The sequence below is a fragment of the Streptomyces sp. BK340 genome (assembly GCF_007827595.1).
Taxonomy (GTDB): domain Bacteria; phylum Actinomycetota; class Actinomycetes; order Streptomycetales; family Streptomycetaceae; genus Streptomyces.
Genome location: NZ_VISR01000008.1, coordinates 103,635 through 125,415, shown reverse-complemented (window position 1 = coordinate 125,415; position 21,781 = coordinate 103,635). Strand labels below are relative to the sequence as shown.

The following is a 21,781-nucleotide window of genomic DNA, read 5'->3' as shown; positions in this document are numbered from 1 at the left end:
CCGGCGCCACCCGGTGCCGGGGGCGTTCACGTGGACAGCCCGTACCGTCGGCGCTCCTCGGCGGTCAGCGCGCGCAGCTCGTCCGCCGACCGCTCCAGGAGCGCTTCGCACCGCCGGGCGTCCGTGCCGTCGGGCAGCGACCAGGTGTAGCGGCGGTGGTTCTCGCCGATGACGGCGAACGAGCGGCCGTCGCCGGACCAGCGCGCGTCCAGCGGCACCCGGCACTCCAGCCGGGACACCGCCTGGCACTCCCCCGTCTCCGCCCGCCAGAAGGCGACCCACCCGTCCCCCGCGGTCGCGAGCAGGCGTCCGTCGGGGGACCACAGCAGTACGGCGGCCTTCCCGTAGGTGGCGGCGGAGCGCACCAGGGGTGCGCCGTCGTCGGCTCCGCAGATCCGTACGGCCGACTCCCCGTCGAGGAAGGCGAGCCGACGCCCGTCGGGCGACCAGCAGGCCGCGCCGGCGGTGCCCCCCTCGCCCACGGGGATGCCGAGCAGCCGACGGCCGGTCGAGGCGTCCCGGACCACCAGGGGGCCCTCCTTCTCGGCGGTGACCAGATGCCGGCCGTCGGCGCTCCAGGCCAGCACGCCGGTCCCGCGCTCGATCTCCTCGGTCACCGCGACGCGGCTCCCGGTCGCGGGATCCCAGACCTCGACGCGGTAGGTGACCGTGACGAAGTCATGGCTGACCGTGGCGAGGAGCGAACCGTCCGGGGACCACAGGACCCGGTCCACCATGCCGTACGCCGTGGACATCACGGCGGTACCGCGGCCCGAGGCGGGGTCCACGATCTCCACGCGGCCGCCGGGGAAGGACACGGCCAGCCGCCCCCCGCCGGGCTGCCAGGCGACCGACACGGGCTTCGGGTCCCGGGCCGCCACGGCCCTTCTCGATGCGGCGCCGGGCTCCGTGAGGTACACGGCGTCGCCTCCCTCCACGACGGCCGCCACGCGCCCGCCGTCCGAGGAGGCGCTGCGCAGGATGCCGTTCGGCAGTGGCCGGGGGCGCCATGAGCCGGGATCACCGATCCACACGCCGCTGAATGGCGACCGCCAGGCGAAGCAGGTGCTGTCGGCGCGCCAGGCGATCTCCTCGGCACCCCAGGGGACGCGCAGGCGGCGCAGCAGCGTGTGGCCGTCGACCCGCCACACCGTGATCGCCGCGCTCGCCCCCCGGCCGGCGTCGGGCACCGCCACGGCCACCATCTCTCCGTCCGGAGACCAGAAGACACCGCCGGCTTCCACGCCTGCGTCCCACTCGTCCAGGACGGTGCCGTCCCGGGCGGCCCTGATCCGTACGGTACGGCCGGACACCTCCGCGGCTCTGCCGCCGTCCGGGGCCCAGGCGAACCACGAGGTGGTGCCTGGGAGTTCGCCGTCCCCCCTGGCGATCCGCCAGGTCGTCTGCCCGTCCGGCAGCCTCACGACGTGCAGCTCGTTCCAGGAGAACAGCGCGAGGAGGGAGCCGTCGGGCGACCAGGCCAGCGCCATGACCGGCGGCGCCTCGCAGGAGTGACGCACCTGCGCGAGCCGTCCCTGCGGCACGGGCGTGAAGTCGATGATGTCGACGCCTGTGCCGGTCAGCTGGGCGGCGGCGCGCCAGCCGTCCGGTGACAGCCCGAACACCCGGTCTCCGAAGGGACCGGCCGCGCCCGTGGCGGACCAGAACCCGGGAGCGTCGAAGCGTCTTACGGCGAGCGTCTCAGGGGTGTCCACCCAGTAGGCGTCCCCGCCGATGCCGGCTCCTCGCAACTCCCCCGATCCCAAGGACTCCTGACCGACCAGGTCACCGCGAGCCGTCCAGGTGCACAGGTCGCCCTCCGCCCCTATCGTCCGCAGTCGGCCGCTCGCCGGATCCCAGCCGAGCGCGAGCACCTTGCCCGCATGCCCGAGTCCGAGGTTGTCGACCACCGGCCCCCGCCCGATCCCCCACAGGGTCAGCACGGCCTTCTCCGTCGCAGCGAACTCCCGTACGGCGGCAGCCGTGAGCGCCAGCGCCAACTGCCGTTCCCCACGGAGCGCGTAGGACTGCTGCGCTCGCTCGGCGAGATCGTCGGCGCGCTCCTCGGTCGTCGCCTCCTGCCTCGCCCGGGAGGCGGCCACCAGCTCGGCGAGCGCCGCGGAGACGCCGTGCGACCCGGCCAGTTCCCGTGCCTGGGCGAGCCGCTGCCCGTGCAGCAGGTCGTCCGCCGACCGGTCGTTCGCCAGCCAGGCCGCGGCCCGGCGCTCGAGCTCCGTGCTGCGGCGCAGTACGTCCCGGTGACGCTCCGTCAGTTCGCGCAGCCGGGGCCAGTGCCGCAGCAGCGCCTCGTGGACGAGGTCGTAGGCCTCGCCCTCGTCGACGTCCGTCACCAGTCGGGCCTGGCGCAGGTCCTCGACGACCGCCAGCCCGGCCGCGTCCAGGAACGGCCGGCGCACGGACTGCCGGGAGAAGCCCCGCTCGTCCCAGGCGACGAACCTCAGGAGCACCGACTCCACCTGCTCCTCGGGGTGTTCGGCGACGAGCCGTGCGTAGGCGCCTTCCGCGTACCGGGCGATGGCCTGGGACAGCGGGCCGGTCCGCGTCAGCAGCTCCCGCCCGATGACATGGTCCGGGCCCGCCGCCTCGTACAGGTCGCGCAGCAACTGGCCGAGCAGGGGCAGGGCGTCGCCCTCGGTGGCCTCGACCACCAGGTCGTCCACCACGTCCTCGGCGATGTCCGCGCCCGCGGCCCGCGCGGGTCCCGCGATGACGGCCCGGGTCTGCCGCGAGGTGAGCGTACCGAGCGGGAACCGGGTGCGCAGCAGGTCGCCGTACCGCTCCAGCGCGGGGTCGCGCAGGAAGCCGGACGGCAGGGTGAGGACGAGGTGCAGCTGCGGGTGTGCGTGCACCAGCGTCCGTAACGCCCCCAGGAACAGCTCGCGTTCGGTGGGCGAGGTCATGCGGACGACGTCCTCGAACTGGTCGATCGCGAGAACGATCCGCGTCCGGTGCCCCTGCGCCGCTCGCAGCGCGGCCGGACATGCCGTCAGACCGGCTCCGTCCGCGGCCTCCTGACGCATCTCGCCCGCGAGGCGTACGACCGTGTCGTCCTGTCGTTCCGCCGCGCGCGGTGTCAGGACCTGCGCCAGCGCGAGGAAGGGGCTGGAGCCGAGTCGGAGCGGGCCGAGGACCGCCCAGCGGCGGCGCCGCATTTCCGGCAGGAGGCCCGCCGCGACGAAGGAGGACTTTCCGCAGCCGGACGGGCCGACCACGGTGAGCACGCGCTGCGCGGGCGAGCGGCCGGCGGTCAGCGCGCGCACCGCGTCCCGGGTCTCGTCCTCACGCCCGAAGAAGACGTCCGTACGGTCCTCGGCGAAGGCCTCCAGGCCGGGGTAAGGGCTCTCGTCCCGCGTCCAGGGCACCCGGCGCCGCTCCCGCCACCGCAGCCCGACCTCCCAGGCGATCACCGCCGCCACGCCGACCGGAAGCCATACGACGGCGTAGCGGTTCACCGCGCGCAACGGTCCCCACCAGCCGTCCGGGTCCGCCGTGAGGAGGTTGGTGCCGACACCGAAGACCAGTCCGAGCAGCAGCGACGTGAGATCGAGGCTCGTCCTCCGGGTGCCCTTCACCGGACGCCGGACGCCGGAAGGGCCGATAAGCCGGTCACCGGCCGAGCCGATGCACCGCTCCCCGGACAGTCCGATTCACGGCTCCCCGGACGGACCGATACGCCGGTCACCGGCCCGGCCGCCGTCACTCGGCGGCCCTGTCCGAGTGGCCCAGCGGCTTCCCCGGGGCCACGAGGTCGCGGACGAGGCGCTTGACCGCTGTGGGCTCCGGGAAGCCCTGTTCGCGCCGGTCCCAGACGACCTCGTCGTCCACCCGGACGACGAAGACGCCCCCGGTGCCGGGCTTGAGCGACAGCTCGGTCAGCTCGGTCTCGAAGGTGGTGAGCAGCTCCTGTGCCAGCCAGGCGGCACGCGGCAGCCAGCGGCACTGGGTGCAGTACTCGATCTGGACGCGGTGGGTCATCCGAGGTGCACCGACCAATCCTGTTCCGCCGCCGGCTTGCCGTGCAGGTCGGGGACCCGCTTGAGCCAGTCCGGGCGGCCCTGCTGGGACTTCGCCGCGCGGGCGGCCTCCTCGGCCGCGAGTTCAGCACGGCTCGGGAAGTCGGTGGGCAGCCACTCCTGGGACAGCCGTACGCGCGCGAGGAGGTAGTCGACGTAGGCGGCGCGGACGTCGTCGGGCGTGGCGAATCCGGCGTCCTCGGCCAGCCAGGGGTCCGGCACCTCGGCGACGACGGCCCGCAGCAGCTCCTCGGTCACGCGAGGGGCCAGTTCGGCGTCGGCGGCCCGGACGTCGGGGCCGTAGTGCCCGAGGGCGTGGTGACGGAAGTCGTACTTCTTGCCCGGGGTCGTGGTGTCCCAGCGGTGATGGAAGACGAGGGCGGCACCGTGGTCGATGAGCCACAGGCGGGCGGGCGCGGTGCCGAACGTCGGCCAGACCATCAGGTTGGAGCTGTGCACCGTACGGTCCACGTTGGCGGTCAGGGCGTCGAGCCAGACGATCCGGCCGGCCTCAAGGGCGTCCACGGGGAAGCTCTTCGCGATCTCCGGGGTGAAGTCCTTCGCCCCCGGCAGGTAGTCCATCCCCAGATTCACGCCCGCGCTGGCCCCGTGCAGATCGCGCACCTCCTGGTGCGGCTCGTCGGCGGCGATGCCCGGGTCGAAGTGCACGAGGACCAGTTCGGGGAAGCGCAGGCCGAGCGCCCGGGCGAGCTCACCGACGATCACCTCGGCGACCAGCGCCTTGTGGCCCTGTGCAGAGCCGGTGAACTTCACGACGTACGTGCCGAGGTCGTCGGCCTCGAAGACTCCGGGCACGGAGCCGCCGGACCTCAGGGGGGTCACATAGCGAACGGCAGTCACATCGCGCAGCACACCGGCCAGGGTAAGGCAGGGCGGGATCCAGCCGTCGGCGTGGATTCCCGGCCCGCGTGATGGCCGGGCTGGCAGCATGGTCAGGCGCGGCGCACCGGACCGGCGCCACGGACGACGAAGGGGACGCCGAATGCGTGGTGGCAGGGTCGCGGTCGTGGGCGGGAGCATCGCGGGCTGCGCGGCGGCACTCGCGCTGGCGCGGGGCGGGACCGAGACGATCACGGTGTACGAGCGCGCGTCGGGTCGCCTGGCCGACCGCGGGGTCGGACTCGCCGTACACAACGCCCGCTACGCGGAGCTGGAGGCCGCCGGCCATCTCGACGCATCGATGCCGTGGGTGCGGATGGTCCGCCGCCGCTGGTACGTCCGCGACGACGTGGCGGCGAACGGCCCGCTGGGCCGCGTGATCGCCACGATGCCCTTCCCGTTCCGCACCTACACCTGGGGCCCGCTCTGGCACGAGCTGCGCCGCCGGGTGCCCGGGTCGGCGGACTTCCGGCCCGGCTCGGCCGTCGAAGCGGTCGAGGTGACACCGGACGGCGCCGAGGTGCACGCGAACGGGCGCACCGAGCGATACGACGTGGTGATCGGCGCGGACGGCTACCGCTCCACGGTGCGTGCGGCCGTGTACGCCGACGTCCGCCCCGGGTACGCCGGATACCTCGCCTGGCGCGGCGCCTACCCGTCGGCCCGGCTGCGCGACCCGCAGCTGTGGGCCGAGGACGAGTGCGCGTACGTCGTCTTCGAGGGCGGCCATCTCATCGTGTACCGGATCCCGGACGGGGCGGACGGCGGCCACCGGGTCAACTGGGTCCTGTACACGGCCCCGCCGCCGGGCCTGGACCAGGGCCTGGAGACCCCCACGAGCCTGCCTCCGGGCACTGCGGGCGACGGACTGCGCGCCCATCTGGCCTACGTCGCCGCCGATTTGCTGCCTCCCTACTGGGGCGACCTGGTACGGGGGACGACCCACGACGAGCTGTTCCTGCAGCCCATGTACGACTTCACGGCGCCCCGCTACGCCGTGGGCCGTGCGCTGCTCATGGGCGACGCGGCCGCGGTGGCACGACCGCACACCGGCGCGGGTGCCGTCAAGGCGCTGCAGGACGCCACGATCCTCCAGTCGGCCCTGACGTCGACGACCACCTGGTCCGAGGCCCTGGCCGCGTACGACGCCGATCGCGCGCCCGCCGGCCGGGTCATGGTCGACCTGGGGCGACGGCTCGGCCGGGCCCTGGTCCAGGAGACCCCGAGCTGGCGGACGCTGGACCAGACCGGCCTGGAGACGTGGTGGAAGCAGGCGGACGGGACGGGGGCGTTCGGGGGGCGGGAGCTGAAGGGCTAGGTCCTGTCGTCAAATTCCCGTCGTCGCCCGAAGGGCGGCCTCGCGGCGTCTGGTGCGTGCTCTCGGCCTGCCGGGCGGAAGTCCTCGTACTGGACGTACTTGGGCTTTCGCCCGGTGCGGCGAGAGTGCGTGCCAGGCGTCGTGGGGCAGACGGGAATTTGACGACAGGGCCTAGGAGTGTCCCGCGTCTCCGGCAGGACCCGCGGGACGGTCCTGGCTAGCCCCTGTCGCCCAACGGGTTCGGCAGCGGCAGGTAGCGGGCGTCCGCGCCGTCCGCTCCCGTCCAGCGCAGCAGCAGGTTGGTCTTGCCCGGCAGGGTCGGCGAGGCGAGCAAGGCCGGGATCTCGGGAAGGTCGTGCCGGGCGAGTTCGCGGCGGGCGGTGGGCCAGGGGTCGAAGCCGGGGTGGTGTTCGGCGAGGGCGGCGGCGATCTCGCTGAGGTGGTTGACGACCAGGCAGTAGACGAGCCGCTCCCAGCCCGCGGCCCGGGGCACGTCCGGCAGGACCTTGGCACCCTCGGCGTCCCGGAACAGCGCCTGCACGGGCGTGCCGGCCGCGTCCACGGCGACCAGCGTGTTCTGCAGGTGCGCCTCGATCACGACCCCGTGGGCGTCGAACGCCGTGAGGGCGGGCGGGACCACCTGCCGCAGGTACGCCTCCCACCAGGCGTCCGGACCGGCCGTGGTGGCCAGGGGGCTGCCCTCGAAACCCTCCGCGAGCCCGGCCGCGAGCAGCGGGGTCGCACTTGGCAGCAGGTGGCCGCGCAGCCCGTCCCGCACGAGCACGGCCAGCTCCTCGAAGGCGAAGTCGGCGGTGCGGTAGCCGCGGTCGCTCAGCCAGGCCGCGGGCGGGCCCATGGCGGCGAAGGCGGCGGTGGCGGCCGAATCGGTGCGGCGCAGTTTCAGCAGGTCATGTCGCCACAGCCGACGGATGTCGTTGGTGATCCGCACATCCAGGCTGAACTTCAGGAACAGATCGCGCCGGGGCTCGTACACCGTACGGATCGCCGCCGTGGGCCAGACGTCGAAGGCGGTCGTGCCGAGCCGGACCAGGCGGCCGTCGGCGAAGGCCGGGGCGAGGTCGCGGGCGACGAGGTCGAGCTGCCAGGGGTGGGCGGGCAGCAGCCGGTACCCGGGCGGGGCCGTGCCGAGGGCGTCCAGGGCGCGCGTGTCGCCCTCCTCGACCATCTGGTCCTCACGGACGCCGAGCAGCACCAGCGGGAAGTGCGCATGGGCCTCGGGTGCGTACGGCAGCCAGGCCGCGACCGGGCCGCCGCCGCGCGCCTTGGGAGCCGGGTGGTAGGGGTGACCGGTGATCAGGGACTGCTCGGAGCGCAGGTACGGGTCCTCGGGAGCCGTCGCCCCGGCGCGGGCGGTGAGCAGGGCGGCGACCGCGTCCCGGCTGTCGATCATCTCGGTGGGCAGGTCGCCGTTGGACAGCCCGGTGTGCCGGCGCAGCTCCTCGGCGACGAGTTTGACCAGTTCGGAGTGGCCGAGCCGGTGCCAGTCCCCCGCGGCCTGCACCTCGGGGTCGGCGGGCCGCCGCCCGGGCCGCACCCGCAGCAGCCGGCCGGTCCCGGGCAGCCGGAAGACCGGCCGTGGCCCGGCGGCCGGATACGGCTCGGCGACCTCTCGCAGCAGGCAGTTGAGGAGGGGGGCGGCCGCGTAGGCGTCGGCGCGGTGTCCGACGGTGTCGGCGGGGGGGTTGAGGTCCACGCGATCCATTCGTTCTTCGTCCTGGGCCCGAGCGATCAGTATGAATGGCTTCCCCGACCATCGTGCCCTGAGCTGTCCGTACCCGAGGAGCCTCCAGCCGGCCGATACCGGGGCGGGCTATCCGCGCTCGGTGGTTTCCTCCAGCTGGATCCACTGAACGTTCATGTCTCTGCCGGCGAGTTCGGCTCGCAGATTTGTCTCGGAGTCCGTCGTGCCGGTGGCCAGGAGGGTGTAGCGCTTGGTCCCGGCGCCGCGCGCGAGGAAGGCGGTGGCGTCGGGAATTCGCCCCTGTGCGGGTGGGGGCGGGAGGAAGGCGGGGTGCAGGAGGTGAAGGGCGTCCATGTTCACCGCAGGGCTGTGGCGAAGGATCGGTAGTTCGTTCTCGTCGGCCCCGTACATCCGGATCACCGCCCGTGCGGCCTCGTGGGCGGGGCCCACGGGGATGCCTGCGCCCACGCAGCGGTAGAACTGGGTGGCGAAGGTGATGGCCATGCGGTCGCTCACCTTCGCGGGGTAGCCGATCGCGCAGCCGGTGACCTCGGCCAGGTCCTGGGCGATGAGATCGGTGCCGCAGGCGTTGAGCACGACGAGCCGCACCTTCTTGCCTGCAGCGGCCAGGAGGTCGCCCAGTCCTTGGGTGACCAGGGGTGCGTCGCCGCCGTCCGAGGTCAGGACGCGCAGGCCGGTGTCACTCGCGTGCCCGGAGAAGTGCAGCACCGTCGGCTCGTGGTCCAGCAAGTGGCCGAGGATGTCCTCGCCCTGTACAGCCTGGGCGGTGCGCAGGGTCAGCCCGTCGCGGTAGCGGGCCTCACGGATGACGCGGTCGACCTGCCGCTGCTCCTCGCCGGTGTCCGGGCCGCCGAGCCGGGCGGCGACCGCGGACAGCATCAGGACGCCCGTCGGCTGTGGTCCGGTCACTCCTCGGGCGCCCGAAGCGGTGGGGCGACCACCGCCTGGAGGATTTCGCCGAGCGGGGCGGCCCGGGTGGGGCGCGCGGCCATCAGGGCTGCGAGTTCGGCCACTGCTCGGTTGCGTTCGTCCGCGTCGGGGGTCTTTACGTGTGCCGCGGCGCTCAGGACGTGCGCGGGTGCGGAATCGGTGACCTGCACCGCCGCTCGGACGGCTGCGATAGGGGCACCCGACCTGCCGTCGGCGTCGGGGCTGTCGTCGAGGGCCTGGGCTGCCAGCCAGTGCACCGCGGCTGCCCATGGATCGTCGTACACACCGTCCTCGATGAGCGCGAGCCAGCCGAGCGCCGGTCCGTCTGCGGCTGCCAAGGCCTTCTGGACACGGGTGTGCAGGGCTTGTCGGTCTTCCAGGAGCCGGTAGGCGTCGTCGATGCCGTCGACTGCGGCCATCGCAGCGATGGCCCGATGGACGGCGACCACTTGGTCCGCGCCCTCAAGGTTCTCGCCCATGACGGCCAGCGCCGCATCCGCGTCGGGGGCGAGCAGGTCGGCTGCGTGGTCGGCCAGGTACGCCGCTGAGGCCGACCAGCCCTCGTCGTCGGTGGTCGTCCGAATCCAGGCGGTCAGGATCTCTGGCAGCACGAGTGGCCGGTACACCGTGTCCACCGGAACGCCGGACAGCAGCTGCTCCAGCATTTCGATGTGGAAGTCAGCGGGTCCGCCCAACAGCGACCACTCCCGCATGGCGGCACGGGAGTCGGCGTCGAGCAGGGCAGGGTGCGTGGTGACGAAGTCCCGTGACTCGGCCCATGTCCTCGTGTTGAGCCAGTCTGCGGTCAACCGGAGGGCTTGTTCCGTGAGTTCCAGCCAGGACGGCGACTCGAAGACGACACTCCGGTCCGCGTACAGCCGTGCGACGCTTTCACGCACTTCAGGATCGGATGCGGCGGCGTCCCGCAGACTCTGGTGGATTCGGAAGACCATTTCGTCGTTGGTGACGATGTCCGGGGCGAGTAGGCCGCACAGCGCCTCGGTGCCGTCGCCCGTCTCGCCGTTCCTCAGAAGGAACAGGGCCCGATGGTAGGCGAGTTCTGTTGCAGCCTGCGGCGGACCGGACCACTCGGCGATGATCTCCTCGTAACGCTGAAGGGCATCCTGGAGCCGTCCCGTCTCCGACAGCCGGTTGGCGAGGTTGTTCAGTGCGATGACCAGGTCAGGGAGATGAGGATCGGGATTGGCCTCAGCGAGCACGCGACTGATACCAGCAGCTTCCTCGGCCAGGGCCAGAGCCTCCTGACGCCTCCCCACCTCCCACGACCCGACGGCAAGGTTGTTCAACACGTTGGCCAGGTACGGGAGATAAGCATCGGAATTGGCCTCAGCAAGCACACGATAGATGCCGACCGCCTCCTCCACCGGGGCCAGGACCTCCTGACGCCTCCCCACCTCCGACAACCGGATGGCCAGGTTGTTCAACGCACCGGCCAAGTCAGGTAGATAAGCATCGGAATTGGCCTCAGCAAGCACACGATAGATGCCGACCGCCTCCTCCACCGGGGCCAGGACCTCCTGACGCCTCCCCACCTCCGACAACCGGATGGCCAGGTTGTTCAACGCACCGGCCAAGTCAGGTAGATAAGCATCGGAATTGGCCTCAGCAAGCACACGATAGATGCCGACCGCCTCCTCCACCGGGGCCAGAGCCTCCTGACGCCACCCCACCTCCGACAGCCGGTTGGCGAGGGTGTTCAACACGTTGGCCAGGTACGGGAGATAAGCCTCGGAATTGGACTCAGCAAGCACGCGACAGATCCCAGCAGCTTCCTCGGCCAGGACCAGAGCCTCCTGACGCCGCCCCACCTCCGACAACCCGACGGCAAGGGTGTTCAACGCACTGGTCAGATCGGGGAGATAAGCATCGGGAATGGCCTCAGCAAGCACACGATAGATGCCGACCGCCTCTTCCGCCGGAGCCAGAGCCTCCTGACGCCTCCCCACCTCCGACAACCGGATGGCCAGGTTGTTCAACGCACCGGCCAAGTCAGGGAGATAGGCATCGGGAATGGTCTCGGCAAGCACACGACGCAGCCTGACAGCTTCTTCCGCCAGGGCCAGAGCCTCCTGACGCCGCCCCACCTCCGACAACCGGTTGGCGAGGTTGTTCACCGCCATCGCCAGGTCGGGGAGGTTGGCTTCTTGGTTGATCTCGGCGAGCACGCGACGCAGCCTGACGGATTCCTCAGCTGGAGCCAGAGCCTCCTGACGCCGCCCCACCTCCGACAACCGGATGGCGAGAGTGCTCAACGCGCCGGCAAGGTCGGGGAGATAGACATCGGGAACGGCCTCGGCAAGCACGCGGTAGATCCCAGCAGACTCCTCGGCCGGAGCCAGAGCCTCCTGACGCCTCCCCACCTCCGACAACCCGATGGCAAGATTGTTCAACGCACCGGCCAAGTCAGCGAGATAAGCATCGGGATTGGCCTCGGCAAGCACACGACGCAGCCTGACAGCTTCTTCCGCCAGGGCCAGAGCCTCCTGACGCCGCCCCACCTGCGACAACCCGATGGCAAGGTTGTTCAATACGCCGGCCAGGTCAGGGAGATAAGCATCGGGATTGGCCTCAGCAAGCACACGATTGATGCCGGCAGCTTCTTCTGCCAGGGCCAGAGCCTCCTGACGCCGCCCCACCTCCGACATCCGATTGGCGAGGGTGTTCAACGCGCCGGCCAGGTCAGGCCGGTAGGCAGCGGGTTCGGCCTCAGCAAGCACGCGATAGGTGCCGGCAGCTTCTTCGGCCGGGGCCAGAGCCTCCTGACGCCGCCCCACCTCCGACAATCGGTTGGCGAGGGTGTTCAACGCGCTGGCCAGGTACGGGAGATAAGTCTCGGAATTGGACTCAGCAAGCGCGCGATAGATACCGACCGCCTCTTCCGCCGGGGCCAGAGCCTCCTGACGCCTCCCCACCTCCGACAACCGGATGGCCAGGTTGTTCAACGCACCGGCCAGGCCGGGGAGATAGGCATCCCGGTTGGCCTCGACAAGCGGCCGCAAGGCGGTGACGCCGGGTCCGCCCGCGGCAAGGGCATGATCGGGCAGATGCCGTCGCAGATAGAGGTTGGCCAGTTCCGGGCTGGCACCGTTCGCAGTCTGACCAAGGCTGAGACCGACAAGGGCGCGCACGATCGCGAGAGCAACCGCATCAGCGTGCCCAACACCTGCCGCGCCACGCAGGTAGCTGATGAGCTCACGGTGGTAGAGCCGATAAACGGCCTGATGCCCGTCACTGTCCTCGACGATGTAGCGCCCGTAGTGCTGGAGAAGCCAGTCGATGTCCTCCGGCCCATACGCCGTGTCGCGGTTACCGACAGCCTGCGCTGCCGTCTGCCAGACGCCATGCGCGGGCATGCCATTGCCGGCGGCCCAGGCAAGGGCCGTGAGCAGGTCCGTGGCGGCGTCGGGAAGCTCATGGCCGTCGCGGACCCTGGTGTGGGCGGTGGCGAGGTCGCGGGCGAGTGCGTCGGTGATACCGGCGGGGACCAAGTCTCGCCAGGGCCGGTCGGGATCGTCGGCGAGGGTGCGGGCGAGGTGGGAGGCGACGATACGGGCGAAGAGGAACCCGCCGCCGGCGGTGCCGGCCCGTTCGGCCAGGACGGGCGCGATGTCGTCGGCGGTCTGCTCCGCGATGCCGTCGGCCCGGAGGCGGTGCCGCACGTAGTCGGTGATGTCAACGGTGGTGTCGTGATCCTGGTCCAGGTCGAGGATGCGGACAGTACGTGTGAGGGCGGCCTCCAGCGGATCGCCCGGTTCCTGGTGTGGTTGAAAGGGACGGTCGCGGGAGGCGAGAAGTACGGTGCACAGGCGGCTGAGGGGGACGAGGAGTTGCTCGGCGATGGAAGCGGCCTGGCCCGGGGATGCCTCGTCGAGGCCGTCGAGGACCAGAACGTGGCACCGCCCGGGAGGGGTCTTCGAGCGTTCGACGTGGGCGATCAGGTCAGCGGGGGTCTTCGGCTCGGGCAGGCCCAGTCGGTAGGCCAGGGCGTGGGCGAGATCCTGTACGCCCATGCCACGCAGGTGAACGGCCGCGTCCACGCTGCGCTCGCCGGGATCCGGGTCATCCTCCGTGAGAGGGGCATGCGCCATCAGAGCGGCGCGCTCACTCGGGTCCGAGAGAGCCGCGATGCGGCCCGCGACAGCGGACTTCCCGACCCCGGCGCTCCCGGTCAGCAGGAACATCCCCGCCGCCCCGGTGGCGAGCCAGTCGGTGATCTCCCGCAGCGCGCGTCGGCGGCCGGTGAAGAACCAGCCCTCCTCGGTCGGGTCGATGCCCCTGGCGGCGAGCACCAGGTGTTCGACGAGAGCTTCGCGTTCGACGGACTCGGGGAGCCAGAGCGGGTTGCGGAAGATCGGAGCAGGACGGCCGGCGGAGGCCCGCACGGGGAGCTGGCCGCTGTCGGGCCAGTCCTCCAGCACGGCGAGCGCGAGCGTCTCCCCGGTGATGCCTTCGTTGCGCACGCTCCACTCATGGCGGTAGCGGCCGCCCCGCCGCTCCTGGCCATGGGTGCCGGTGGAACGGTACGGACCGTCCTTCAGCAGCCTTAGCACCATTTCCAGGAGCAGCCCCCGAGCCCCGGCGGCCTTCTCGTGGGCCTGACAGGCTGCGAGCACGCCGATCCAAGCGGTGCGGGGTTCGGGCAGGCTGCGGTCCTCCCAGGCGCTGAGCGCATGGTCGAGGGCGGGGAGGGCGCCGGCGCCGGAGTGGCAGGTGTCGAGGAGGATCAGGACCTGGTCGGCGCGGCTCGTCAGGGCCTGGCTCGCGAGGTTCTCCGGGGAGTAGAACCTGTCCCGGTTGCCGAGGCCCCTGCGGGTGGCATGGGTGACGAGCTGAAGGTCCCGTACGTTGTCGATCTCGGCGTGCCCGGACCAGGCGACGACGGCCGGGCCGTTGCCGCCGCGTTCCGACCAGGTGTCGGACCACTGGTTGAGCGCGTCGACCAGGCTGCCCTGTCCGGGGTTCTTCAGGATGGTCCCGCGGTAGCCGAACCGGGCCATGGCGGCGGCCAGCTCGTCGACCTGTTCGACCGCGCCGGGGAGCGGTCGGAAGGCCGGGTCCTGGTAGGAGTCGAAGACGACCGCCAGGAACGTGCCCTCGGCGTCCGCACCGTGGTGGGCGGGGTCCTGCGTATCGGTACCGGCCAGGTCTTCCGGGGCCGCGGTCTGGTCGCTCATACGTCGCCTTCGAGGATCAGGGTCAGCGCGGTCACCGCCGTGCCCGCGTCGTCGAGTGAAGCGTGCAGGGAGACCGTGTAGGCGCCCGGGCCGAGGCCGCCGAAGGCACCCTCGTACCGGCCGCCGCCGAGGTTGCGCAGGGTGCGGGTCGCGACAACCGTGCCGTCCTCGGCGGTGGCGGTGGCCCGGACGGCGAGCGCGTCCGCTCCCTCCCGGGTGGTGGCGGCCTCGGCCTCCACGCGCAGGGGCTCGCCCGAGGCCAGGTATTCGGGGACACGGACGCTGAGCGGATAGGCGGGCAGCGATCCCCGGTACACGGCCGGGGCGGGGGCGAGCCAGTCGTACAGGTCATCGCGGACTCTGGCGTGGCCTTTGATCGCGCCGTGGTTGGCGAAGGAGGAGCGGACGGTCGCGTTGTCGTCGAGGGTGAGTTCGGCGGGGTAGGCGGCGAATCGCGGCACCCTTCCGTCGCCGCCCTCGTCCTTGCCCTTGATCGTCTCGATGAGCCGCAACCGGCCGTCCTGCACGGCGGCCGTGGTGGGTGTGGGCTGGCGGACACCGACGACCGGGAGGCAGAGCCGGTCCGAGCCGCCCCGTCGTACGCGCTCGAGGGCGGCGGTCCGGATCTCCTCGTGGAAGCAGCAGGCGTCCGTGAGCAGATTCCGGTCGACTCCTTCGAGTGCGGTGGTCAGCTCCCTGGGATAGCGGAGGCCCTCGGGACTCTCGATGCAGGCGTAGGCCGGTGTGAGCTGATGGACGGAGGGCAGGCTGCGGCTGAAGGCGGTCAGGTCCGCGGCCAGCGGGCCCAGGCCGATGCGGTGCCCGTTGACCAGGGACTCCAGTGCGCCGATCGAACCGCGGTGCGGGGTGCCCAGGGTGATGAGCTGTCGGGTGACCTCCGCGCCGCCCAGGCACTCCACCCAGTAGCGGCCCACCAGTCCGCCCATGGAGTGGCAGATGAGACGCACCTTCGCCTCCGCCCGGTGCGGGGCGGTGGCCCGCCAGCGCCCGAGCGCCTCGTCGACCCGGGCGGCCAGCAGGCGCGCGTTGTAGCGGCAGGACAGGCGCCAGTCGTAGGCGAACTCGACCAGGTTCACGGGTGCGTCCGGCCGGTCGCCGGGCAGCGCGCGGCGCAGTGTGAAGGTGCGTTCCAGCCAGCCGAGCAGGTCGCCGTAGCCGTCGACGAGCGGGCGTACGCCGGGAATCGCGTGCAGGGAAGGGGCGAGCCCGGTGGGGGCGACCCCGTCGCCGGGGTGTCCGTCGCCGATGTCCGTCGGGAGCCGAAGGTCCTTGACGGAGCCGAGGAACGTGGTGATTCCCCGCCGGAGCGCTCCCGGAGAGGGGCCCCACACCTCCTTGCCGTCCACCGCCAGACGGCTGCCCGTGATCCCCGGGACAACGACTGCTAAGTCCTCGACCGGCTCACGCCGCACTGCTCCCCCTGAAAGGTCCCGCCGCTCGTCGCAGGGTCCGCCCGGCCTGCGGCCTGTGCCCGGGGCAATGGCCACGCCCCCGGCCTCCCTGAGTATCAGACCGGCGAGCCCGACGTCCGGCCAATCGCACAAATCGCCCCCGGACGCAGGCGTTCGCAGATCGCTCGTGCCGGCGCACCGCCGTCGGCGCCGGACACCGGGCGGCTGGTGTCCGTGCGGCTGTTCCTTCGTCCGGGGCCCGAGCGACCAGTATGAATGCCGTCCCTGACAATCGTGCCCTGAGCTGCCCGTACCCGAGGAGCCCCCGTGTACCACTCCCCCACCGCCGAGGCCGACGTCGCCGAGGAGCTGGGCGTCGTCCGGCCCGGCCTGCTGCCTCGGTACCGGGCCGAGCTGCCGGGTGCCCGCGCGGCGGTGCTGACGCGGCTGTGGCGGGGGCTCGCCCATGAGCCGCTGCCGTGGGTCACCGGGCGGATCCGGGGGGTGCACAGCCTTGCTCTGCGGCTGGCCGACGGGCGGACCCTGCACGGCCCGCACGCGGACCCGTACGCGACCGGCGGGTACGTCACCGCTGTCCGGCTGGACCGGGAGCGGTACGACGATCCGGCGCGCCTGATGAGCGACCTCGCGGTGCCGCACGCGGCGGGCTTCGCGGTGGAGCTCGGGCACAGTGTGGCCTCGCTCGCGCTCTCCCGGGCAGGGGCCGATCGCTCGAAGGAGTGGCCCGAGCGGGACTGGGAGTGGGAGCAGCGGGTGGTGGACGGGCATCCGTTCCATCCCAACTGCCGTTCCCGGCCGGGTTTCTCGGTGGCCGACCAGCTGGCGTACGGTCCGGAGCACCGGCCGGTGGTCGGCCTCGGCACGGTCGCCGTACCGGCCGCCGAGTGCCTGGTGTCCGGGGACTGGCCGGAGGAACTGCGGGACCCGGAGCGCGTGTTGCTGCCGGTGCACCCCTGGCAGGCGGCCCATGTGCTGAAGCGGTCGTACGACCCGTGGCGTCCCGCGCATCCGCTGATGTCCCTGCGCACGCTCGCGCTGCCCGGCGGTCCGCATGTGAAGACCGCGCTGAGCGCCCGGCTGACCTCCTCGGTGCGGGACATCTCCACGTACTCCGTCGGGGCGTCCGCGGCCCTGTCGGCCTTCGCGACGGATCTGGCCGCGCGCACGGACGGGCTGCTGCACGTGACGCGCACCCTCGGCGCGGCGACGGCCCACTCGCCCGATCTGGCCGCGCTGCTGCGGGAGTCGCCGGAGGTGTACGCGGGTCCGGGCGAGCGGGTGCTGCCGGTGGCGGCGCTGCCCACCACCGGCCTTCCGGACTCCCCGGCCTGGCTGGCCGGGTTCGCCCGCCTGGCCCTCACGGTCGGCCTGCGGCTGCTGGACCTGGGGGTGGCGCTGGAGGCCCACGGGCAGAATCTGCTCGTGGTGCTCGCAGCGGACAACTCGCCGCTCCGTCTCGTCTACCGCGACCTCGCCGACATCCGTATCAGCCCGGCCCGGCTGGCCGGTCACGGTATCGCCGCGCCGCCACTGACGGGCCGGCTGATCACGGACGATGTGACGACCCTGCGCCGCAAGCTGTTCGGCTCGCTGGTGGCGGGCGCGCTGGCCGGCACGGCCGGCTCGGGGCGCGCCCTGGCCACGGCCCTGGCGGCCGCCCTGCCGGACCTGCCCCGCACCCCCGACCTGGCGGCCCTGCGCGAAGGCCCGTTGCCCACGAAGGCGTTGACACTGATGCGGCTGTCCCCTGACACCCCGGGCGACCAGTGGACCTCGCTGCCGAACCCGCTCGTTTTGGAGCCCGGCGCCTCTGATCAATAAGATCCGCCGATGATCAGAAGACAACGGCTGGCGGCGGGCGTCTGCGCTCTGCTCGCCGCCCTGACGGCCGGGCTCGCGGTCCCGTCCACGGCTGTGGCCGACGAGACGGAACAAGCCGCTCCGAAGGTCGAACTCGTACTGGACGTCAGCGGTTCCATGCGGACGCGGGACATCGACGGCGGCTCCCGGATGGCCGCCGCGAAGCAGGCGTTCAACGAGGTGCTCGACGCGACGCCCGAGGAGGTCCAGCTCGGCATCCGCACGCTGGGCGCCAACTACCGCGGCAACGACCGCATAACGGGCTGCAAGGACACCGAGCAGCTCTACCCGGTCGGCCCGCTGAACCGGACCGAGGCGAAGACCGCGGTGGCCACGCTGGCGCCGACCGGGTGGACACCGATCGGCCCGGCGCTGCAGAAGGCGGCCGCCGACCTCGACGGCGGTGACGGCACCCGCCGTATCGTCCTGATCAGCGACGGCGAGGACACCTGCCAGCCGCTCGACCCGTGCGAGGTGGCCCGCGAGATCGCCGCCAAGGGCATCGGGCTGACCATCGACACCCTCGGCCTGGTGCCGGACGCCAAGACCCGCGAACAGCTCAGCTGCATCGCGGACGCGACGGGCGGCACGTACACCGACGTGCGGCACAAGGAAGAACTCAGCGACCGTGTCGGGCAGTTGGTCGACCGTGCCGCCGATCCGGTGGTGACGCCGGTGGCGACCGAGGGTGCGAACGAGTGCGCGAAGGCGCCGTCGCTCAAGTCCGGGCTGTACACGGACCGTGCGGAGTTCGGCCAGCAGCGCTGGTACAAGGTGGACGTCAACCCCGGCCAGGAGCTGCGCGCCTCGGTGAGCGTGGCGGACGACCGGGCCGTCGACCCGAACTACGGGGTGCTGCTGCGGGCGGTGACCGTGCACGACCGGGAGATCGTACGCGGTGAGGCCGCGGGCACCGGCCGTACGGACGTGATCTCGACCGGTCTGCGCTATCCGAGGCCGGAGAGCGACGACGATGACACCGCCACCGCCGAGACCGTGTGCCTCCAGGTCACCAACTCCTTCTCGGCCGCCGCGGGCGTCAAGACCTCCCCGGGTCTGCCGCTGGAGCTGACCGTCGACGTCGTGGACGGTCCGAGCAAGGCGAGCGACGTGGCCTCCTTCGGCCTCGGGCGCGGCTGGTGGCTGCTCGGCGCGCTGGTACTGGCCGGCTTCCTGGCCGGTCTGCTGTGGGGCTGGCTGTCGCGCTGGCGGGTCGCGGTCTGGAGGACGAACTGATGCGTATCACGCGAGTACTGGGCGCCGCGCTGCTGGCGCTCGGGCTGGCCGCCGGGCCTGCGGCCGCCGACTCCTCCCCGTCGCCGAGCGCCACGGACGACGGCAAGGCACCCACCCAGGCGGGCACGTCGTTCCGTACGGCGACCGAGATCGAGCAGGGGCAGCAGGCCACCGCGTCCGCTTCCACCGGCGACTACCTGTACTGGTCGTTCCCCGCGGACGCCGGGCAGCGCCCGACCGTCAGGGCGACCGTGAAGCTGCCCCGGACGCACGGGGCGCAGAGCTGGCAGATCGACGTGTACGACGGTCTGCGGCGGCGCCAGTCCTGCCAGTACGGTGCGGCGACCCGTACCGCCGAGCAGGGCGCGTCCTCGGTCCAGCTGGCCTGCGTGCTGCGCACGGTGCGTGCCTGGTCCGAGCCGTGGGCCAACGACCCGCTGCCGGGCACGTACTACGTCCGGCTCACCGTGGTGAACCTCGCGGCCTCCGACCTGGGTCAGCCGGTGAGCGCCGAGGTGCGCGTCGACTCCAAGGACATCGGCGGCGCGGCGGCCGTGGACGGTTCACTGGCCGAGCCGCTCGTGCCGGGCGTGGCCGTCAAGTCCCGGGCGGAGAAGGACGACTCGAAGGCAGCGGTGCTGTCGAGCCTCGAACCCGACGACGGCTGGTCCTCCGGCTGGTGGTCCGACCGCTGGGTGTGGACCGCGGTGGGCGGGCTGCTCGCCGCGCTCGCGGGCATCGGGGGATACACGCTCACGCGCGGCTCGGGCCGACCGTCCCGGGTGCCGCCGAGTGCCTGAGGTGACATAGGCGCAACGGCTGAAGGCCCGCCGGTCGGCGGGCCTTCAGCTTCTCCCGACCGCCCACCCGACTCGCTCGACCGAAGAGCCGCCCGAAGAGCCGTGCTCCGGGGCGGCGGCACGATCCACGCCTTCCGCCGCCCGGCCCGCCACCGCCCGGCCGAAGCACCGCGGACCGCCTGAGCGCCGCAGGCGACCGGCTCCGGCCCAGGCCGACCAGTACCCCGGCCCGGACAGCCTCCCGCGACCCCGGCTCCCCACCGGCAGCCGCACAGGTCTCACGTCCAGCCCGAAGCCGCACGTCTTCCACCCGCCCCTCCGCCGCCCGGCGCGCAGCCGGAGAGTGCAGCGGACTGCCGGCTCCGCGGACCACTGCGCACGCCCCGAGCTGGCCTCCCCGCCTCACGCCTCCCGCAGCGCCTTCGCGAGCGTGCCCTCTCCGGTCACCGTGACCCGCCCGGCCCGGACGGCGTCCAGCAGCGCCAACTCCCCGCCGGCCACGGCCGTGCAGGTCTCGGTGTCCAGCCGGAGCCGCGCGTCCGCCTCGCGGGGCGCGGGACCGTCGCCGTACACCGGCCCCTCCTCGGCGCCGACGCGCAGATGAAAGTCCCCCTCGTCCAGCCGGACTTCCACGAGCCCCTCCCCTTCGAGGGCCCGCAGCAGGGGCAGCGCGAACCAGTGGGCGCGCACCGCGTCCGTCGGCCGGCGCTCGCCCAGTTCGGCCTGCCCCCACTCCCCGAGCGCCTGCAGCACCGGCAGCAACTGCTCTCCACGGGAGGTGAGTTCGTACACGTAGGCCGCTCCCGGCGGCGGCAGTCGCCGTCGGGTGGTGAGCCCGTCGCGTTCCATGTCCTTCAGCCGTGAGGCGAGTACGTCCGTGCTCACGCCGGGCAGGTCCGCGTGCAGGTCCGTGTAGCGGCGGGGGCCGGCGAGCAGTTCCCGGACGATCAGCAGGGTCCAGCGGTCGCCGACGAGGTCGAGTGCGCGGGCTGCGGAGCAGTACTGGTCGTAGCTTCGGCGAGGAGACATGCGGCGAGTCTAGACGGGTTGTTGGACTTTCCAAGCTCCTACTTGGTAAAACCAAGCAACACGAGTTTCCGGAGGGGCGCATGGAGTTCCGGCAGTCGAACAAGCTCAGCGAGGTCTGTTACGAGATCCGCGGCCCGGTGATAGAGCACGCCAACGCGCTGGAGGAGGCGGGCCACAGCGTGCTGCGCCTGAACACCGGCAACCCCGCGGCGTTCGGCTTCGAGGCGCCGGAGGAGATCCTCCAGGACATGATCCGCATGCTGCCCCAGGCGCACGGCTACACCGACTCGCGCGGCATCCTCTCGGCCCGCCGGGCGGTCGCCCAGCGCTACCAGACCCTGGGCCTGGAGGTCGGCGTCGACGACGTGTTCCTCGGCAACGGCGTCTCGGAACTGGTGTCCATGGCCGTACAGGCGCTGGTCGAGGACGGCGACGAGATCCTCATCCCGGCACCGGACTTCCCGCTCTGGACGGCGGTGACGACCCTGGCGGGCGGCAAGGCGGTCCACTACCTGTGCGACGAGCAGGCCGACTGGAACCCGGACCTGGCCGACATGGCGTCGAAGATCACCGACCGCACCAAGGCCGTGGTCATCATCAACCCGAACAACCCGACGGGCGCGGTGTACCCCAAGGAGGTCGTGGAAGGCATCCTCGACCTGGCCCGCCGGCACGGCCTGATGGTCTTCGCCGACGAGATCTACGACCAGATCCTCTACGACGACGCCGTCCACCACTCGGCCGCGGCCCTCGCCCCCGACCTGGTCGTCCTGACCTTCTGCGGCCTGTCGAAGACGTACCGGGTGGCGGGCTTCCGCTCCGGCTGGCTGGTGGTGACGGGCCCCAGGCAGCACGCGAAGGACTATCTGGAGGGCCTGACCATGCTGGCCTCCATGCGTCTGTGCGCCAACGCCCCCGCCCAGTACGCCATCCAGGCCGCACTCGGCGGCCGCCAGTCCATCCGCGAACTCGCCGCCCCGGGCGGGAGGTTGTACGAGCAGCGGAACGTGGCCTGGGAGAGGCTCAACGAGATCCCGGGCGTCTCCTGCGTGAAGCCGAAGGGCGCGCTGTACGCCTTCCCGCGCCTGGACCCGAAGGTCCACAAGATCCACGACGACGAGAGGTTCGTCCTGGACCTGCTGCTGCGGGAGAAGATCCAGGTGGTCCAGGGCACCGGCTTCAACTGGCCGAGCCCCGATCACTTCCGCATCCTGACCCTCCCCCACGCGGAGGACCTGGAGGCGGCGATCGGGCGGATCGGAAGGTTCCTGAGCGGCTACCGACAGTGACGGCTTGCGCTTCCGTGCCGGGCGCACACTGGAA

The 21,781-nt window shown here is 72.1% G+C and carries 13 protein-coding genes; 5 read left to right on the top strand and 8 right to left on the bottom strand.

All coding sequences use genetic code 11. From position 1 onward, the window contains the following. Window positions 1-26: 26 nt before the first annotated feature. From FB157_RS17275 to FB157_RS17265, 3 genes are all read right to left on the bottom strand, one after another. Window positions 27-3,593, bottom strand: coding sequence for an NACHT and WD repeat domain-containing protein (locus tag FB157_RS17275; protein WP_145880647.1), 3,567 nt, complete (start codon window positions 3,591-3,593; stop codon window positions 27-29). A gap of 124 nt (window positions 3,594-3,717) precedes the next feature. Then, window positions 3,718-3,996: a SelT/SelW/SelH family protein gene (locus tag FB157_RS17270; protein ID WP_145880645.1), complete on the bottom strand. Its 279-nt coding sequence runs from the start codon at window positions 3,994-3,996 to the stop codon at window positions 3,718-3,720. Next, complete coding sequence (locus FB157_RS17265) at window positions 3,993-4,907, bottom strand: HipA family kinase (protein WP_145880643.1); 915 nt, start codon at window positions 4,905-4,907, stop codon at window positions 3,993-3,995. Before FB157_RS17265 ends, FB157_RS17270 begins: the two co-directional genes overlap by 4 nt. Window positions 4,908-5,037: 130 nt before the next feature. Here FB157_RS17265 and FB157_RS17260 point away from each other — a divergent pair, with 130 nt between their 5' ends. Beyond that, window positions 5,038-6,252, top strand: a complete 1,215-nt coding sequence (locus tag FB157_RS17260; protein ID WP_145880642.1) for an FAD-dependent monooxygenase — start codon at window positions 5,038-5,040, stop codon at window positions 6,250-6,252. 217 nt (window positions 6,253-6,469) lie between these two features. Here FB157_RS17260 and FB157_RS17250 read toward each other — a convergent pair whose 3' ends face one another. The 4 genes from FB157_RS17250 to FB157_RS17235 all read right to left on the bottom strand — a co-directional run bounded on the left by FB157_RS17250 (window position 6,470) and on the right by FB157_RS17235 (window position 15,533). Then, window positions 6,470-7,975, bottom strand: a complete 1,506-nt coding sequence (locus FB157_RS17250; protein WP_145880640.1) for an IucA/IucC family siderophore biosynthesis protein — start codon at window positions 7,973-7,975, stop codon at window positions 6,470-6,472. A 108-nt stretch (window positions 7,976-8,083) separates the two neighbouring features. Further along, window positions 8,084-8,884, bottom strand: a complete 801-nt coding sequence (locus FB157_RS17245; protein WP_145880638.1) for a hypothetical protein — start codon at window positions 8,882-8,884, stop codon at window positions 8,084-8,086. Further along, a complete protein-coding gene (locus FB157_RS17240; protein WP_145880636.1) occupies window positions 8,881-14,100 on the bottom strand; it encodes a tetratricopeptide repeat protein in 5,220 nt (1,739 codons plus the stop codon). The genes FB157_RS17245 and FB157_RS17240 overlap by 4 nt, the downstream gene beginning before the upstream one ends. Then, entirely contained in the window at window positions 14,097-15,533 is a 1,437-nt protein-coding gene (locus FB157_RS17235) for a lipase/acyltransferase domain-containing protein (protein WP_145880635.1), read from the bottom strand. The genes FB157_RS17240 and FB157_RS17235 overlap by 4 nt, the downstream gene beginning before the upstream one ends. Before the next feature lie 306 nt (window positions 15,534-15,839). Here FB157_RS17235 and FB157_RS17230 point away from each other — a divergent pair, with 306 nt between their 5' ends. Genes FB157_RS17230 through FB157_RS17220 form a run of 3 tightly spaced genes read left to right on the top strand, consistent with a single transcriptional unit; the run spans window position 15,840 to window position 19,429 of the window. Beyond that, a complete protein-coding gene (locus FB157_RS17230) occupies window positions 15,840-17,354 on the top strand; it encodes an IucA/IucC family protein (RefSeq protein ID WP_145880633.1) in 1,515 nt (504 codons plus the stop codon). A 9-nt stretch (window positions 17,355-17,363) separates the two neighbouring features. Next, on the top strand, window positions 17,364-18,629 hold the full coding sequence (locus FB157_RS17225) for a VWA domain-containing protein (protein ID WP_145880631.1): 1,266 nt from the start codon (window positions 17,364-17,366) through the stop codon (window positions 18,627-18,629). Further along, window positions 18,629-19,429 carry a hypothetical protein gene (locus FB157_RS17220; RefSeq protein ID WP_145880628.1) on the top strand — a complete coding sequence of 267 codons (801 nt, stop codon included), beginning with the start codon at window positions 18,629-18,631 and terminating at the stop codon, window positions 19,427-19,429. The genes FB157_RS17225 and FB157_RS17220 overlap by 1 nt, the downstream gene beginning before the upstream one ends. A gap of 402 nt (window positions 19,430-19,831) precedes the next feature. Here the strand turns inward: FB157_RS17220 and FB157_RS17215 are convergent, their stop codons facing one another. After that, the gene (locus FB157_RS17215) at window positions 19,832-20,458 is read right to left on the bottom strand and encodes a helix-turn-helix domain-containing protein (RefSeq protein ID WP_145880626.1); all 627 of its coding nucleotides are present in this window, start codon (window positions 20,456-20,458) and stop codon (window positions 19,832-19,834) included. An 80-nt stretch (window positions 20,459-20,538) separates the two neighbouring features. Here FB157_RS17215 and FB157_RS17210 point away from each other — a divergent pair, with 80 nt between their 5' ends. Continuing rightward, the gene (locus FB157_RS17210; protein WP_145880625.1) at window positions 20,539-21,747 is read left to right on the top strand and encodes a pyridoxal phosphate-dependent aminotransferase; all 1,209 of its coding nucleotides are present in this window, start codon (window positions 20,539-20,541) and stop codon (window positions 21,745-21,747) included. Window positions 21,748-21,781 lie beyond the last annotated feature (34 nt).